At 63.2% G+C, this 14290-nt stretch carries 17 protein-coding genes; 7 read left to right on the top strand and 10 right to left on the bottom strand.

The annotated features are described in order from the left end of the window. Window positions 1-609 carry a hypothetical protein gene (locus NKH37_RS09805; protein ID WP_023718193.1) on the top strand — a complete coding sequence of 203 codons (609 nt, stop codon included), beginning with the start codon at window positions 1-3 and terminating at the stop codon, window positions 607-609. Here NKH37_RS09805 and truA read toward each other — a convergent pair. Genes truA through def form a run of 4 tightly spaced genes read right to left on the bottom strand, consistent with a single transcriptional unit; the run spans window position 591 to window position 3347 of the window. After that, window positions 591-1346, bottom strand: coding sequence for a tRNA pseudouridine(38-40) synthase TruA (gene truA / locus NKH37_RS09810; RefSeq protein WP_353005801.1), 756 nt, complete (start codon window positions 1344-1346; stop codon window positions 591-593). The genes NKH37_RS09805 and truA overlap by 19 nt on opposite strands. Before the next feature lie 18 nt (window positions 1347-1364). Continuing rightward, the gene (locus NKH37_RS09815; protein ID WP_292662840.1) at window positions 1365-1874 is read right to left on the bottom strand and encodes a GNAT family N-acetyltransferase; all 510 of its coding nucleotides are present in this window, start codon (window positions 1872-1874) and stop codon (window positions 1365-1367) included. Further along, the gene (gene fmt, locus NKH37_RS09820) at window positions 1871-2800 is read right to left on the bottom strand and encodes a methionyl-tRNA formyltransferase (RefSeq protein WP_352548109.1); all 930 of its coding nucleotides are present in this window, start codon (window positions 2798-2800) and stop codon (window positions 1871-1873) included. Before fmt ends, NKH37_RS09815 begins: the two co-directional genes overlap by 4 nt. A 16-nt stretch (window positions 2801-2816) precedes the next feature. Then, complete coding sequence (def, locus tag NKH37_RS09825; protein ID WP_023718189.1) at window positions 2817-3347, bottom strand: peptide deformylase; 531 nt, start codon at window positions 3345-3347, stop codon at window positions 2817-2819. Between the two features lie 103 nt (window positions 3348-3450). Between def and NKH37_RS09830 the strand changes: the two genes are divergently transcribed. Next, the gene (locus NKH37_RS09830; RefSeq protein ID WP_353005800.1) at window positions 3451-4713 is read left to right on the top strand and encodes a DNA recombination protein RmuC; all 1263 of its coding nucleotides are present in this window, start codon (window positions 3451-3453) and stop codon (window positions 4711-4713) included. A gap of 43 nt (window positions 4714-4756) precedes the next feature. Here the strand turns inward: NKH37_RS09830 and NKH37_RS09835 are convergent, their stop codons facing one another. From NKH37_RS09835 to NKH37_RS09845, 3 genes are all read right to left on the bottom strand, one after another. Beyond that, window positions 4757-5161, bottom strand: coding sequence for a GFA family protein (locus tag NKH37_RS09835; RefSeq protein WP_352484328.1), 405 nt, complete (start codon window positions 5159-5161; stop codon window positions 4757-4759). 67 nt (window positions 5162-5228) lie between these two features. Further along, entirely contained in the window at window positions 5229-6191 is a 963-nt protein-coding gene (locus NKH37_RS09840) for a cation diffusion facilitator family transporter (protein ID WP_352548083.1), read from the bottom strand. A gap of 106 nt (window positions 6192-6297) precedes the next feature. After that, complete coding sequence (locus NKH37_RS09845) at window positions 6298-7107, bottom strand: transglutaminase-like domain-containing protein (protein ID WP_023718185.1); 810 nt, start codon at window positions 7105-7107, stop codon at window positions 6298-6300. Between the two features lie 215 nt (window positions 7108-7322). Between NKH37_RS09845 and NKH37_RS09850 the strand changes: the two genes are divergently transcribed. Then, the gene (locus NKH37_RS09850) at window positions 7323-7448 is read left to right on the top strand and encodes a hypothetical protein (RefSeq protein WP_013528464.1); all 126 of its coding nucleotides are present in this window, start codon (window positions 7323-7325) and stop codon (window positions 7446-7448) included. Window positions 7449-7601: 153 nt separating this feature from the next. Beyond that, window positions 7602-7916 (top strand): quaternary ammonium compound efflux SMR transporter SugE, encoded by a 315-nt coding sequence (gene sugE / locus NKH37_RS09855; protein WP_023718184.1) that lies wholly within the window; start codon window positions 7602-7604, stop codon window positions 7914-7916. 83 nt (window positions 7917-7999) lie between these two features. Here the strand turns inward: sugE and NKH37_RS09860 are convergent, their stop codons facing one another. Continuing rightward, window positions 8000-8428, bottom strand: a complete 429-nt coding sequence (locus NKH37_RS09860) for a DUF6481 family protein (RefSeq protein WP_023718183.1) — start codon at window positions 8426-8428, stop codon at window positions 8000-8002. A gap of 231 nt (window positions 8429-8659) precedes the next feature. Between NKH37_RS09860 and NKH37_RS09865 the strand changes: the two genes are divergently transcribed. The 3 genes from NKH37_RS09865 to NKH37_RS09875 all read left to right on the top strand — a co-directional run bounded on the left by NKH37_RS09865 (window position 8660) and on the right by NKH37_RS09875 (window position 12155). After that, window positions 8660-9718 carry an LLM class flavin-dependent oxidoreductase gene (locus tag NKH37_RS09865; RefSeq protein WP_353005798.1) on the top strand — a complete coding sequence of 353 codons (1059 nt, stop codon included), beginning with the start codon at window positions 8660-8662 and terminating at the stop codon, window positions 9716-9718. A 118-nt stretch (window positions 9719-9836) separates the two neighbouring features. Beyond that, window positions 9837-10997, top strand: a complete 1161-nt coding sequence (locus tag NKH37_RS09870) for an AI-2E family transporter (RefSeq protein WP_353005797.1) — start codon at window positions 9837-9839, stop codon at window positions 10995-10997. Window positions 10998-11153: 156 nt separating this feature from the next. Further along, the gene (locus tag NKH37_RS09875) at window positions 11154-12155 is read left to right on the top strand and encodes an LLM class flavin-dependent oxidoreductase (RefSeq protein WP_352495038.1); all 1002 of its coding nucleotides are present in this window, start codon (window positions 11154-11156) and stop codon (window positions 12153-12155) included. Window positions 12156-12312: 157 nt separating this feature from the next. On the opposite strand, the gene NKH37_RS09880 is transcribed toward NKH37_RS09875, so the two are convergent. Together NKH37_RS09880 and NKH37_RS09885 are read right to left on the bottom strand one after the other, a co-directional pair. Beyond that, window positions 12313-12936: a L,D-transpeptidase gene (locus tag NKH37_RS09880; protein WP_353005796.1), complete on the bottom strand. Its 624-nt coding sequence runs from the start codon at window positions 12934-12936 to the stop codon at window positions 12313-12315. Window positions 12937-13189: 253 nt separating this feature from the next. After that, on the bottom strand, window positions 13190-14209 hold the full coding sequence (locus tag NKH37_RS09885; protein WP_023718178.1) for a LacI family DNA-binding transcriptional regulator: 1020 nt from the start codon (window positions 14207-14209) through the stop codon (window positions 13190-13192). Between the last annotated feature and the right edge of the window lie 81 nt (window positions 14210-14290).

Raw genomic sequence — 14290 nt, forward strand, 5'->3', positions numbered from 1 at the left:
ATGCTTTCAGCGGATGAAACCTATGCTTCGCTTGCCGGCGCCTGGCGGCTGATGCTCGGCAAGGCCGACGGATTTCGCCTGCTCGACCTTTCGGCGGACGGTTTCTGGAACTCCTTTTTTGCCATCGTCGTCGCGGCGCCGGCATTGATCGTCGGCTGGGTCGGCATTGCCAACGAGATCGGCGATCCCGACGCATTCGTCGGCCGTTTCAGCATGTTGATCCGGCTGGCCACCGTCGATATCGGCGCCTGGGTGCTGCCGCTCATCGGCCTGGCCCTGGTCGCGCCGCGGGTCGGCGTCGGCAGCCGTTTCGTCCATTATGTCGTCGCCAGCAACTGGGCCTCGGCGATCATCGCCTGGATGATGCTGCCATCGGCGTTGATCCGGCTTTTCCTGACATCGGCCAACGAAGTCTCCGGGCTGGTGTCGCTGCTGCTGTTCGCGCTGTCAATGGTATTGACCTGGCGGATGACCAACGTTGCCATCGGCAGGGGTGCGGCTGTCGGCAGCGCTGTTTTTGCCGGCATGTTCGTGGCGTCGCTGATCGTCCTGTTCGGCCTGCAGGCGCTGCTCGGTATCAGCGTGCCGGATCAGCCAGGCGTCGGATAATCGACGCCGACTAGAAACAGCCCGTCGGGCGGCGCCACCTGACCGCAGGCCGCACGGTCGCGCGCCTCGAGCGCGGCCTTGAGGTCGGCAATGGTCCAGCCGCCTTCGCCGACACGTTTGAGCGAGCCGACCATCGAGCGCACCTGGTTGTGCAGGAATGACCGCGCCGAAGCGCGGACTTCGATGAAATCGCCCGCCCGGCTGACATCCAGCCGGTCGAGCGTGCGGACCGGGCTGGTGGCTTGGCACTGGGTCGAGCGGAAGGTGGTGAAATCATGCCGGCCAAGCAGCACTTTTGCCGCTTCGTGCATGGCGGCGGCATCGAGCTGCTTCGGTACCCACCAGATCTTGCCCTTGTCGAGCGCTGCTGGCGCGCGGCGGTTGACGATACGGTAGAGATAGTGGCGGCCGATCGCCGAGAAACGCGCATCGAAGCCATCCGGCACGACGGCGGCCTTCAGGATGGCGATGTGCGCCTTGGCCGCTTGCAGATGCGCGTTGACGGCGTCGCGCACCTTGTCGCCGGGCCATGCCTTGACCAGATCGACATGCGCCACCTGAGCGGTCGCGTGGACACCGGCATCGGTGCGGCCGGCGGCGCGCAGAGAGACCTGCTCGCTGCAGAACTTCTCGATCGCCTGCTCGATCGCCTGCTGCACCGAAGGCTGATTGGCCTGGCGTTGCCAGCCGGCGAAGAGACTGCCGTCATATTCGATGTCGAGGCGAAAACGCGGCATTCCCGGATCGAGGCGAAATCAGGCGGCGAGGGCTGAGCCGAAGGCCGAGGCGTAGACCAGCCTGCCGGTCTCCGGCGCCTCGCCCCAGGCAAGCGCCTGCAAAGCCTCGCCTTGGTAGTCGCTCTCGAATTTCGCTGCACGGGCGCGGCTGTAGCCGAAGCGGCCATAGTAGGCCGGATCGCCGAGCACCACAGCGAGCGTCTCGCCGGCGGCTTTCAGGCGGATATGAGCCTCGCGGACCAGGGCACCGCCGATGCCGGTGCCGTGGAACGACGGCTCGACTGCCAGCGGCGCCAGCGCGACTGCCGGGAAGCTCTTGCCGCCATTCTGCACGAAGAGCCGTGAAAACAGGATATGGCCGACCACTTGCCCGTCTTCGTCCGCCACCAGTTCGACGACGGCATCACCGCCGGTGACCAGCGCGTCGACCAGTCCGGCCTCCGCCTGCTGGCCGAATGCGTGTTCTTCGACAAGGCGAATCGCCTCGCGGTCCCGCGGCGTCGCCGCGCGTATGGACATCATGCTCATGACAATTTCATCCCTTTTTCGAGCTTGGCCCCGCGCAGAAACTCCTGCGCGGCAATGGGCCTTCCGCCCGCACGTTGAACTTCGACCAGCCTGATCGCGCCTGACCCGCAGGCAACCGTCAGCCGGTCATCGAGAATTCCTCCCGGTTCGCCGGCGCCTTGCGAGAGCGTCGAGCGAAGCAGTTTCAGCCGTTCCATGCGGCCGCCGATTTCGGCCTCGCACCATGCACCGGGAAAGGGCGACAGGCCGCGAATCTGGTTGTGCACGTCGCCGGCAGGTCGCAGCCAGTCTATGCGAGTCTCCGATTTATCGATTTTCTTGGCGTAGGTCACCCCCACCTCCGCCTGTGTGGTAAATGTCAGCGTATTCCGCTCGAGCCGTTCGAGCGCTTGCACCATCAGCGCAGCACCCAGGATCATCAGCCGGTCGTGCAGATCGCCGGCCGTCATGTCGGGTCCAATAGCGCATTTTTCAACCATTGCCACAGGCCCGGTGTCGAGGCCTTCCTCCATCCGCATCACCATCATGCCCGTCTCGGTATCGCCGGCCATGATGGCGCGCTGGATAGGGGCAGCGCCGCGCCAGCGCGGCAATAGCGATGCGTGGCCATTGAGGCAACCGAGCCGCGGCGCCTCGAGAATAGGTTTGGGCAGAAGCAGCCCGTAGGCGACGACCACGGCGACATCGGCGCGCAAGGTGCGGAACGCCTGCTGCTCCGCCTCGCTCTTCAGCGACACCGGCGACCGCACCTCGATGCCAAGCCGCTCCGCCTCACGCTGCACCGGCGACGGCGTCAGCTCGAGCCCGCGCCGGCCTGCGGCGCGCGGCGGCTGCGTGTAGACGGCTGCCAATTCATGCCCTGCCCCGGCGATCGCTCGCAGCGTCTGCACGGAGAATTCGGGCGTACCCATGAAGATGACACGCAGGGGCATTCGTCGACCCCTATCCCACCATCTTGCCCGGCGCCTTGTCCCTGGCGAGCTTCTTGAATTTCTTGACCACCATGTCGCGCTTCAGCTTGGAGATGTGGTCGATGAACAGCACGCCGTTTAGGTGGTCGATCTCATGCTGCAGGCAGGTCGCCATCAGCCCCTCGGCCTCGATCTCCTGCAGCTTGCCGTCGCGATCGAGATACTTCACCCGCACCGCTGCCGGACGCTCGACCTCGGCATAGTAATCCGGGATCGACAGGCAGCCTTCCTCGTAGACCGAACGCTGGTCGGAGCTGTCGAGGATTTCGGGATTGATGAAGACGTGCGGTGCCGGCGTCTCGTCCTCCTTGGCGAGGTCGATCACTAGCAAGCGCAAGGGTTCGCCGACCTGGATCGCCGCGAGGCCGATGCCGGGCGCGTCATACATGGTGTCCAGCATGTCGCCGGCCAGTTTACGCAAATCACCGTCGACACGCTCGACCGGTTTTGAAACCTGACGCAGGACGGGATCGGGGAGGATGATAAGCGGCTTGATCGACATGGCGTCTCACCTAAGACCTCGCAGGAAAAGCGTCAACCGGGACGCCTTCTGGTCGTTCACGTTTTGATCTGTGCCGCCAGACCGAATCATCTATGCTGTCGGCATGAACGATCTGGCCACCATCCTGTCCGAACCTGTCGCCCGCCTCGGCGCCACCACGATCACGCTCGGCCCTGCCCTGGGTTTCGGCGCAATGCTGTTCCTCGGCCTGTTCGTGGCGCTCGTCATTGCGCTCTGGCGATCGGCCAAGGCGCGTGCAATGGCGGCCGCCGAAGCCGCCGACCACGCCCGCGACGCCGAGGTGCGGATGGCCGGCATCTTGGCAAGCCAGGCGGAAATGCAGGGCCGTATGGGCGCTATCGCCGAAGTGTTCGGGGCGCGTCAGGCCGAACTGACCCAGTCGATCGGCCAGCGCCTCGACGCCATGACCGGCCGCCTCGGCCAGACCATGACCGAGCAGACGAGATCGACGCATGAGAGCCTCGCCAAGCTGCAGGAGCGGCTGGCGGTCATCGATATCGCGCAAGGCAACATCCAGTCGCTGGCCGGCCAGGTCGTGCAATTGCAGGCGATCCTTTCCAACAAGCAGACGCGCGGCGCCTTCGGCCAGTCGCGTATGGAAGCCATCGTCGCCGACGGATTGCCCCACGGCGCCTATGAATTCCAGGCGACCTTGTCGAATGGCAGCCGGCCCGACTGCCTGGTGAAGATGCCGAACGGCGCACCGTCGCTTGCCATCGATGCAAAGTTTCCACTCGAGGCCTGGAATGCCATCCGTGCCGCCGAAGGCGCCGACCTGCAGAAGTCCGCCGCTCAGGCTTTCCGCCGCGACATCGAGGTGCATGTCCGGGATATTTCCGAAAAATACCTGATCCAGGGCGAGACGCAGGACACTGCCTTCATGTTCGTGCCCTCGGAATCGGTGTTCGCCGAAATCCACGAGAATTTCGAGGCCGTTGTCCAAAAGGCGCATCGATCGCGGATCGTCATCGTCTCGCCATCGCTTTTGATGCTGTCGATCCAGGTCATCCAGGCGATCCTCAAGGATGCCCGTATGCGCGAGCAGGCGCACCTGATCCAGGGCGAGGTCATCCGGCTGATGGAAGACGTCTCTCGGCTCGACGAGCGGGTGCGCAAATTGCAGACGCATTTCGGTCAATCGGCCAAGGATATCGAGGACATCCTCGTCTCGACATCGAAGGTGACCAGGCGCGGACAAAAGATCGAGGCGCTGGAGTTTGGCGTGCAGCCGGCGGAGGACACCGCTGGGTCGAATGGCAGCGGAGCAAAAGCGGAAAGCAGCGCGCGTGTTGCCGATTCGAAAACCGGGCAGCTGAGGCTAAGGGTCGTCGAAGGCGACGATTGAGAGCTACGCCGGAACCGGAGCCGAGGCTTCGCCCGGTCTGGCGCTACTGCTCCTCGATGATGGTTGTGCCTTCGAATTCCGGCAGCCAATGCAGCGCCGAGCGATGCCAGATCTGCTTTCTCGGCACCAGTTGATCGCGCTGCCATGCCGTGCCGACCCTGATGCCGTAAACCTTCGGTCCCGCGCCCGCCGACGTGGCGTAGAGATGCGAGCCGCACTCACCGCAAAATGCCTGAGCGCGCTTGGCACCACTCGAACCGGTCTTGATGTAGATTTTCGGCGCGCCCTTGGTGATCGTGTAATTGTCCTCGGACGCCGGCACGGTGACGCGAAAGGCCGTTCCGGTTAGCTTCTGACAATCGATGCAGTGACAAATGGTGGTCTTTTCCGGATCGACCTCGGCCTCGTAAGTAATGGCGCCGCAATGACACCCGCCGTCGATTTTCATCTTCGTTCCTCCTGGAGCTTTTGCGCGCAATCATAACCGGGACTGCCCGATGGCGCAGCCATTTTCCTCAGGCCGGCTCCCCTCCGGACGCCGCCAAGGCCTTGCTCCGCCGTTCCCAGGTGCCGGTGGTCTGCGGCTTGACGAACAGGCGCGTGACCTCCGGCATCTCCGCCTTCAGCCGTGTCTCGAGGCGTTCGACACAGGTCTCTATCTCGGGCGCCGACAAGTGGTCCTCGAACTCGATGCTCAGAGCGGCGACGATCTCCTGAGGCCCCATATGGAGCGTCAGTACGCCATTTGCCCGCTGCACCGCCGGGTCCTGCTGGACAATGGCCAGCACTTTCATTTGCACCTCGGGCGAGGCCGGCTCGCCGAGCAGCAGGCTCTTGCTTTCGCGGGCCAGGAAGATCGCGGTCGCGCCCAGGATCAGCGCGATGCCGATCGACGCGGCGCCGTCGAGCTTCGGCATGTCCAGCAGTTCCGCCGCCAATATGCCGGCGAAGGCGACAACGAGGCCGAGAAGTGCCGCGCTGTCCTCGAAGAGTACGGTGTAGACACTCGGGTCCTTGCTGAGCTGCACCGCCTCGAGCCAGCCGTGGCTGCCTTTTTGGTGGCGGAACTCGTTCAGCGCCACCAGCCAGGAGGTGCCTTCGAACAGGAAGGAAAGGCCAAGTACAGCGTAGTTCACCTTTGCGTTGGCAATCGGCTCCGGCGCCATGATGTGCGTCACGCCTTCGTAGAACGATATGCCGGCGCCCAGTGCAAAGACGAGGAGCGCGACGATGAAGCTCCAGAAATACAGCTCGCGACCATGGCCTAGCGGATGCGTCCGATCGGCCGGCCGGGCGGCGCGGTGCATGCCGTAAAGCAGCAGGCTGCCATTGCCGGTATCGACGAGCGAGTGGACGCCTTCCGAGAGCATTGCCGAGCTGCCCGTGAACAAGGCAGCGGCGAATTTGGTCAGGGCGATCGCAAGATTGCCGGCGAGCGCCGCATAGATCACTTTTTTCGACCCGCCATGCGCCGCCATGGTGTGCTGCCTTGGTTGATGCACCGAGATTAGCGGAGCACGCCCACGCTCCACAGCTCGAACAACGCCCGAAGTGTCGAGTTGTTCAAAAGGGCAGCGCGAGAGGCTATTCGATGACCTCCTCCGTCCAGACCTTGAAGCCAGCCAGCGCGCCCGGTCCAAAAATGTGGGTGAGTGGGACATCGGCGGCATCGCGTCCGGAGGCAATCAGGATGCGGCCGATGCGCGGCGCGTTGTTGCGCGGGTCGAACGCGTGCCAGCGGCCGCCGAGATAAACCTCCATCCAGGCGGCGAAATCCATGTCCGACCACGGCTTTGGCAGGCCGATATCGCTGATATAACCGGTGCAGTAGCGGGTCGGGATGTTCAGGGCGCGGCAGAAGGCGACTGCGAGGTGGGCAAAGTCGCGGCACACACCACTCTGCTCGCGATAGGCTTCGGCTGCGGTGCGTGTCGGCCGTGCATTGAAATAGTTGAAGACGATATGGTTATGGACGAAGTCGCAGACCGCCTGGACGCGCGGGATGCCGAGCGGGGTATTGCCGAACAGCCGCCAGGCTTCGTTCGCCAGCACGTCGCTCTCGCAATAGCGGCTGGGCAGCAGGAACAGCAGCGTCTCCGACGGCAGATCGCGCACCTCATGCTGCCATGCCGTCAGCTCGCGCGTCTCGAAGGAGCCGGGGTCGCGGATGACCGCGTCCGTGCCGAACGCAAAGCGCCCGGCCGGCGCAACGAGACGGTTGCACCAATTGCCGAAACTGTCGCGATAGCTTTCGATCGGCACCGGCGGGTTCGACGTCAGGAAGTCCGGCCGCTCGAGATCGGATGCGCGCGAATAATGGACGTTGAGCATCGCGATCAGCGGTGTTTCCTGCGGGAAGTCGAAGCTCATCTGGCAACCGATGTGGATCCGCATTGTCGTCCTGACCGGACTGCGCGATCATCAGCCGGCGAAAAGCAAGGGCTGATGCTGCAGTGCGAAGAGGACCATCGCACGGACCGCTGCGGTTTACGAGGGAATTAGAAACCGGTTGACGGCCATCGGCCAAGGCGACTGCACGGCAGCGGCCTCTTGCAGTCTAGCGTTTTCTCTTGTTTCACTTCGCCAGACATCAACCGGAGGAACGAATCATGGCTAAAGGTGCGATGAAGGCAGGCAAGGAAGCCCGCAAGCCGAAGAAGGACGCGAAGAAACCCGCTCCGGCGCCGGCCCTGAAGGCACCGCCGGTGAAGGCGATGAAGCTGAAGGACAAGTAGGGCCGCAGCTACCGTTTTGGCTTATTTCGACCGGCCGCAAATGCGGCCGGTATTGTTGTTCATTAAGCGCACGAGCATCCCATATGGATGCGGCGAAGATAGTTTTTGCGCTTTCAAGAGATCGGCCGGGAGCCATCGAAACGGAGCGTTCCGATGTCGTGGATTTTCCTGTTCTTCGCCGGCCTGTTCGAGATCGGCTGGGCGATCGGCCTAAGATACACCGACGGATTCTCGAAGCCGCTGCCAACCGTCCTGACGGTAGCCTCGATGATTGTCAGCCTGACCTTGCTCGGCCTGGCGCTGAAGGCACTGCCGGTCGGCACAGCCTATGCGGTATGGACCGGCATCGGCACCGTCGGCACGGCGCTGTTGGGGATATGGCTGCTCGGGGAGCCGGCGACCGCGATCAGGCTGGCCTGCATCGCGCTCATCGTTTGCGGCATTATGGGACTGAAGCTCGCGGCTTAAGTCGGCCCGACAGACCAAACGCCTTCAGGGCCGCTGCAAGGCGGCCCTGATTCTTGAATTCGGCTGATCAGCGCCGGAAGGCGCTATCGGGCGGAGAAGCCGGGCGGCGTCCTGCCGGTGCGCTGCTTGCGCGCGGCATAGCGTGCGTCACGCTTGGCCTTGCGTTCGGCCTCGTCGGCAAGAAAACGGGCGATGCGCTCGTTCTCTTCAGCTTCCCGGATCTTCGCTTCGGCCTGTGCTGCCTCTTCGGCGGCAATGCGTGCCGCTTCGGCAGCTGCCTCGCGCTCGGCCTTTTCGGCCGCTTCGCGCGCCAGCTTTTCCTGCTTCAGCCTGGCCTTTTCGGCCTCGCGTATCGCGCGGGCCTCGAGGATTGCCTTGCGCTCGGCCTGTCGTGCCAGCACCGCTGGATCATCTGCCGCCGGCTTTGCCTTGAAGCGCTCCAGAAGCGCCTTCTTTGCCTCGTTTGCGGCATTGCGCCGCTCGAAAACGTCTTTTTCCCTGTAGATAGCCAAGTCCACTTCCCTGGAGTCAATTTGCGAGGCTTACATACGCGTGAAAACCGAGAGTTCAAGCGCCAAAACGGTATGCCAGCCATGAAATTCTGATCTGTTGCAACCGGGAGACGCCATTTCGATCGAATTCGGCTGAAAGCCACCCGCACTGTTCACCATCCAGGCCTCTGGCGGCGCAGCGGACTGATCGCTACCTGTAGCGCCAAGACAAAACGCTAGGATGACACCACTATGGAACTCGGTCTCTACACCTTCGCTGACGTCAGCCCGGAACCGGGTCCCGGTGCGATCGGTGCGCATGAGCGGCTGCGCAACCTGATCGAGGAGATCGAGCTCGCCGATCAGGTCGGGCTGGACGTCTTTGGTCTCGGCGAGCACCACCGTCCCGACTATGCTGCCTCCGCTCCGGTGGTGGCGTTGGCGGCGGCTGCCGAACGAACCAAGCGCATAAGGCTGACCAGCGCGGTCACCGTTTTGTCCTCCGACGATCCGGTGCGCGTCTTTCAGCAGTTTGCCACCCTCGATCTTCTGTCCGGCGGCCGGGCCGAGATCATGGCCGGGCGCGGCTCGTTCATCGAATCCTTTCCGCTGTTCGGCTATAATCTCGAAGACTATGACGAGCTCTTTGCCGAGAAGCTCGACCTGCTGCTCGCCATCCGTGATCATGTCAAGGTGACCTGGTCGGGCAGTCTGCGCGCGCCGATCAACGATCGCGGCGTCTATCCCCGGCCCTTTCAGGACAAATTGCCGATCTGGATCGCGATCGGTGGTACGCCGCAATCGGCGGCGCGGGCTGGCGTACTCGGGTTGCCGCTGGCTCTGGCGATCATCGGCGGCGAACCGGCGCGGTTTGCACCACTGTTCGACATCTACAGGGATGCAGCCAGGCGGGCCGGCAGCGATCCGGCGAGCCTTGCCACCAGCCTCAACGTGCACGGCTTCATCGCCGACACCGCCGACCAGGCAGCCGACGAGTTCTACAGGCCGCAGGCCGAAGTGATGAACCGCATCGGCCGCGAGCGCGGCTGGGGGCCGACGTCGCGGGCTCATTTCGACCAATCGCGCGGCCCGAACGGCGCCCTGTTCGTCGGCAATCCAGAACAGGTGGCGCACAAGATCATTGCCCAGCACAGGATATTCGGCAACGACCGCTTCCTGCTGCAAATGGCGATCGGCACCATGCCGCACGCCAAGGTCATGAAGGCTATCGAACTCTACGGCACCAAGGTGGCGCCGATCGTGCGCCGGGAAACTGCGAAGGCCGTCGCCGCGGCAGCGCCGGTTGCCTGATTCACCAGCAAAGCCGCGAGGCGGCCTTGCCGGTGACGCCGGCTAACGGAACCTTGAAGCCGCAGAGGCGTTTTCGCCAACGGTCTACACCAATCGCGGTGTGCCGCCGAGGGTCAGAATGAAAGCCGAACCCGCCGCTTCGGGCGCAAGCGCTGCCGAAAGCCCGGATTCGCGCGTCGAGGCGCGGGCGGATGCGCATCTGATGCGTTCGCTGCTCGTCGGCATCTTCATCCTCATGGCGATCTACGCGCTTTACTTCGCCCGCGCCTTCTTCATGCCGGTCATTCTGGCTTTTCTGCTGGCGCTGACGCTGACGCCGATCGTTCGCTTCCTGCGCAAGCATGGCATGCCCGATGTCATTTCGGCGACACTGCTGGTGCTGCTTTCGTTTTGCCTCGTCGCCGTCGCGGGATATCTGCTCAGCGGCCCGGTCATCGACCTCATCAACAACACCTCGACGATCGGCCAGCAGCTTACCGACCGTCTGGCACAACTGCGCCGTCCGTTCGAACGGATCGTGGAGATTTCGCGCCAGATCGAGGGCCTGACACAGACGTCCCAGGAGCCGGGCGTTCAGAGGGTGGCGATGGCGCCATCGGGTATTCTCTCGCAGGCCGCCGGCAATGTGCTGTCGGCCGGCGCCAGCGTCACCATCGTCTTCGTCCTGTCGCTGTTCCTGCTCGCCTCGGGCACGATGTTCTATGAAAAGATCGTCCAGTCCTTCCCCAGTCTAAGCGAAAAGAAGCGGGCGCTGCGCGTAGTCTATGACGTCGAGCGTGAAATCTCGCACTATCTGCTTACTGTCACGGTCATCAATACATGTCTCGGCGTGGTCATCGGGCTCGGCCTGTGGGCACTCGGCGTGCCCAACGCGCAGGTCTGGGGCGCGGCAGCGGCCTTGCTCAATTTCCTGCCCTATATCGGGGCGCTGACCACCATCACGCTGGTCACGATCATCGCGCTGATCAGCTTCGACACGATTTCCTATGCGCTGCTGGCGCCGGCCTTCGTCCTCTTATGCGACGTCGTCGAAGGCCAGTTCGTGACGCCGACGGTGGTCGGCCGCCGTCTCGAGATCAACGCCGTGGCGATCCTGATCGCCATCGCCTTCTGGTCGTGGCTATGGGGTTTCGTCGGCGCGCTGATGGCGGTGCCGCTGCTGGTCGTCATCAAGGTATTCTGCGATCATTTCGACGGTCTCAGCCATGTCGGCAATTTCCTCGCGGCGCAGCACACGGCGGTAATCGAGGATGAAGAGATTTCCGAGCCAAAAAGGTAGCGGCTTAAGAGCCCAAAGCGTCACTGATTGGTGTGCATATCAACGACCTTGCATCGGTTGCACATCCGTCGGGCGCACAGCGCTCTATCAACATTTTGAATTTGCCGCCCCGGCAACGGCTTCCTACATCCGTCCGGTCCACAGGAATCCCCGCCGATGACCGCTCTTTCCGTTCTCGACCTGTCGCCGATCGTCGAAGGCAGCAATGCTTCGCAGTCGCTCGCCAATTCGCTCGATCTCGCCCGTCATGCCGAGCGGCTGGGATATAAGCGCTACTGGCTGGCTGAGCATCACAACATGCCAGGCATCGCCAGCGCCGCCACCTCGGTGGTCATTGCCCATGTGGCCGGAGGTACCCGTACGATACGCGTCGGCGCCGGCGGCGTCATGCTGCCCAATCATTCGCCACTTGTCATCGCCGAGCAATTCGGCACGCTCAACGCTCTGCATCCCGGCCGCATCGATCTCGGCCTCGGCCGGGCGCCCGGCACCGACATGCCCACGGCACGGGCGCTGCGCCGCAACCTCGACGCTGGCGCCGACAATTTCCCGCAGGACGTCGTCGAGCTGATCGGTTACTTCCAGCCAGCCGAAGACGGCCAACGCATCCGCGCGGTGCCCGGCGAAGGCGAAAAGGTGCCGATCTGGATTCTCGGCTCCAGCCTCTACGGCGCGCAGCTTGCCGCCACGCTCGGCCTGCCCTACGCCTTCGCTTCGCATTTTGCGCCGGCCGAGCTCGACCATGCGCTGGAGATCTACCGCTCGCGCTTCCAGCCTTCGGAGCAGCTCGACAAGCCCTATGTGATGCTCGGCCTCAATGTCTTCGCTGCTCCTTCCGATGCCGAGGCGCGGCTGTTGTTCACCTCGCTGCAGCAGGCCTTCGTCAATCTGCGCACCGGCCGGCCCGGCCGATTGCCGCCGCCGGTCGAAGGATATGAGCGCGACCTCGATCCAATGGCCAAGACCATGCTCGGCCAGGCGCTTTCCTGCGCCGTCGTCGGCTCCCCCGAAACGGTCAGGCAAGGCATCGAGGCATTCGTGCGCCGCACCGGCGCCGACGAACTGATGGTCACAGCGCAGATTTTCGACCATGCGGCGCGGGTGCGCTCGTTCGAGATACTGACCGACGCCCACAAATCGCTGTCGGAAGCTGCCTGAGAGCTGGTTCGCCACTTGGCACTGTTGCGGGCAAGGCCGGCCTTAGGCAGGGAACATCGCGAACAGGTGTGCGAAGACGTCGCGAACAGTTCGCGCGCTTTACGCGGAGAGTTTTCGATCCGTCATGCTCGTCTGTTAGACGGAAACGCGGCGTCTACTAAATGACGATCACCTTGGTGCCGACTGTGGAGCGGTTGTAGAGATCGATGATGTCCTGGTTCATGAGGCGAATGCAGCCCGCCGACACAGCTTTGCCGATGGACCACCATTCAGGGCTACCGTGCAGGCGATATCCAGTGTCACCTTTCTCGTTGAAAAGATAGAGCGCCCGCGCCCCGAGCGGGTTCATGAGTCCGCCCTCCATATGAGCCGGTATGATGCGGCCCCGCTTCTGCTCGCGCACGATCATCGCAGACGGCGCGCTCCAATCCGGCCATTCGCGCTTCCTCGCAACGTGAGCAGTGCCATGCCACTCGAAGCCCGCCTTGCCAACGCCGATTCCGTAGCGCAGCGCCTGACCGTCTCCCAACACGTAGTAGAGGAACTTCGCTCCTGTATCGACAATGATGGTGCCAGGCGCCTCTTCAGTCGCATAAGGCACTGTCTGCCGATGGAACTTTTGGTCAACCTTGTAGATCGGAACCGGCGGAACGCGAAAACCGGCGTCGGTGAGGCCGCCATAGGCCGAGGGGAAAGTCTTTAATGCGCCGCCGGTGGTGCAGCCGAAGAATGCGACCATCCCAGCAAGTACCAGCCCGATTAGGATCGATTTCACGCACATGACTCAAGCCGGCGCCCGTGTAGGCGATCAGCCGCATCTCGTCATATTCCTAATCCGACATGCTTCGATTGCCAAGATTTTCCTGCTTGTCGGCGGGCTGATTGTTGCCCACTTGGCTCGATCGGCGCCGCGTCCTTCAATTGCTCGGTTTTCGAACGACGAACGCCCGTAGCGGCTGCGAAGGGCCGGGGTCGGCAGGACAGAGGGAGCGCTGTCCGTCCGGCATTACAACGTTCTGAACAGAGCCCAAGCGCTACGCGCTGACGCTTTGTGCGATCGCGCCAAGTGGCCGGCATGAATTGCGGATCATCAGGCGTCCCTTGAGCGTCAGCTTGCGCGGCGGCGCATCCCTGTTGCCGGCGAGCCGGTCGAGCAGCAGATTGGCCGCCTGTTCGCCAATCGCCTGCACCGGCTGTGCGACCGTGGTCAATTGCGGCCGGAACACATCCGACCACGGAAAATCGTCGAAGCAGGCGACCGAAATATCCTCCGGACAGGACAGGCCGATATCGCGGATGGCCTTCATCGTGCCGATCACCATCGGGTTGTTGGCCGAAAAGATGGCGCTCGGCCGGTCGTGCAGCGAAAGCAGCTGCATGGTGGCGTTGTAGCCATCGACTTCGTGGAAATTGCCGAAGCGGACGAGCTCGGGCTCGGCCGGCAGGCCCGCGGTCTGGAGGGCTTCCCGGTATCCCGCCATGCGGTCATGCATCGGCGAGATATCGAACGAGCCGGAGATGTAGCCGATGCGCCGATGGCCGAGATCGATCAGATAAGTGATGGCGTCGAACACCGCGCGCTGATTGTCGAGAACGACGGCATCGGTGTCGACACCCTGGCAAACACGGTCGAGTAGCACGACCGGCACATTGGCGTCGTCGACAATCCGTTTGAGGATCGCGCCGTCGCCGACACGCGCGACGATCAGCCCGTCGACCATCCGGTCGAGCAGCAGCCTGATCTGGTCGTCCTGCGTGTTCAGGTGCTCGTCGGTGCAGCACAGCATGACGGCGTAGCCGGCCCTGTCGAAAGCCTGCTGGATCACCGAAACCACGTCGGTAAAGAACGGGTTGGTGATGTGTGGGACGGTGAGCCCGATGGTGCGTGTGGTGCCCATCTTGAGGCTGCGGGCGATGGCGTTGCGCTTGTAACCGATGTCGCGGATCGCCTGTTCGATGCGCTGGCTGAGCTCGGGGCTGACGGTCGCGGTGCCGTTGATCAACGCCGATACGGTGGCCACGGAAACACGCGCCGCTTCGGCCACGTGAAGCATGGTCGGTGCAGTGGATTTGCGCTGCTTTTTTCGTCCTGACGCTGTCATTTTCGAAACGTTTCACCACTCCGCGGCAGCAAT

The organism is Mesorhizobium sp. M1217 (assembly GCF_040318275.1).
In the GTDB taxonomy this organism is placed as follows: Bacteria; Pseudomonadota; Alphaproteobacteria; order Rhizobiales; family Rhizobiaceae; genus Mesorhizobium.

Coding starts and splice junctions, on each gene's coding strand:
- NKH37_RS09885 (WP_023718178.1), bottom strand. CDS start 14,209: ATGCTTCACGTGGCCGAAGCGGCGCGTGTTTCCGTGGCCACCGTATCG.
- NKH37_RS09815 (WP_292662840.1), bottom strand. CDS start 1,874: ATGAGCATGATGTCCATACGCGCGGCGACGCCGCGGGACCGCGAGGCG.
- NKH37_RS09840 (WP_352548083.1), bottom strand. CDS start 6,191: ATGGCGGCGCATGGCGGGTCGAAAAAAGTGATCTATGCGGCGCTCGCC.
- NKH37_RS09880 (WP_353005796.1), bottom strand. CDS start 12,936: ATGTGCGTGAAATCGATCCTAATCGGGCTGGTACTTGCTGGGATGGTC.
- NKH37_RS09845 (WP_023718185.1), bottom strand. CDS start 7,107: ATGCGGATCCACATCGGTTGCCAGATGAGCTTCGACTTCCCGCAGGAA.
- sugE (WP_023718184.1), top strand. CDS start 7,602: ATGTCGTGGATTTTCCTGTTCTTCGCCGGCCTGTTCGAGATCGGCTGG.
- NKH37_RS09875 (WP_352495038.1), top strand. CDS start 11,154: ATGACCGCTCTTTCCGTTCTCGACCTGTCGCCGATCGTCGAAGGCAGC.
- def (WP_023718189.1), bottom strand. CDS start 3,347: ATGTCGATCAAGCCGCTTATCATCCTCCCCGATCCCGTCCTGCGTCAG.
- truA (WP_353005801.1), bottom strand. CDS start 1,346: ATGCCGCGTTTTCGCCTCGACATCGAATATGACGGCAGTCTCTTCGCC.
- NKH37_RS09830 (WP_353005800.1), top strand. CDS start 3,451: ATGAACGATCTGGCCACCATCCTGTCCGAACCTGTCGCCCGCCTCGGC.
- NKH37_RS09850 (WP_013528464.1), top strand. CDS start 7,323: ATGGCTAAAGGTGCGATGAAGGCAGGCAAGGAAGCCCGCAAGCCGAAG.
- NKH37_RS09870 (WP_353005797.1), top strand. CDS start 9,837: ATGAAAGCCGAACCCGCCGCTTCGGGCGCAAGCGCTGCCGAAAGCCCG.
- NKH37_RS09865 (WP_353005798.1), top strand. CDS start 8,660: ATGGAACTCGGTCTCTACACCTTCGCTGACGTCAGCCCGGAACCGGGT.
- NKH37_RS09835 (WP_352484328.1), bottom strand. CDS start 5,161: ATGAAAATCGACGGCGGGTGTCATTGCGGCGCCATTACTTACGAGGCC.
- NKH37_RS09805 (WP_023718193.1), top strand. CDS start 1: ATGCTTTCAGCGGATGAAACCTATGCTTCGCTTGCCGGCGCCTGGCGG.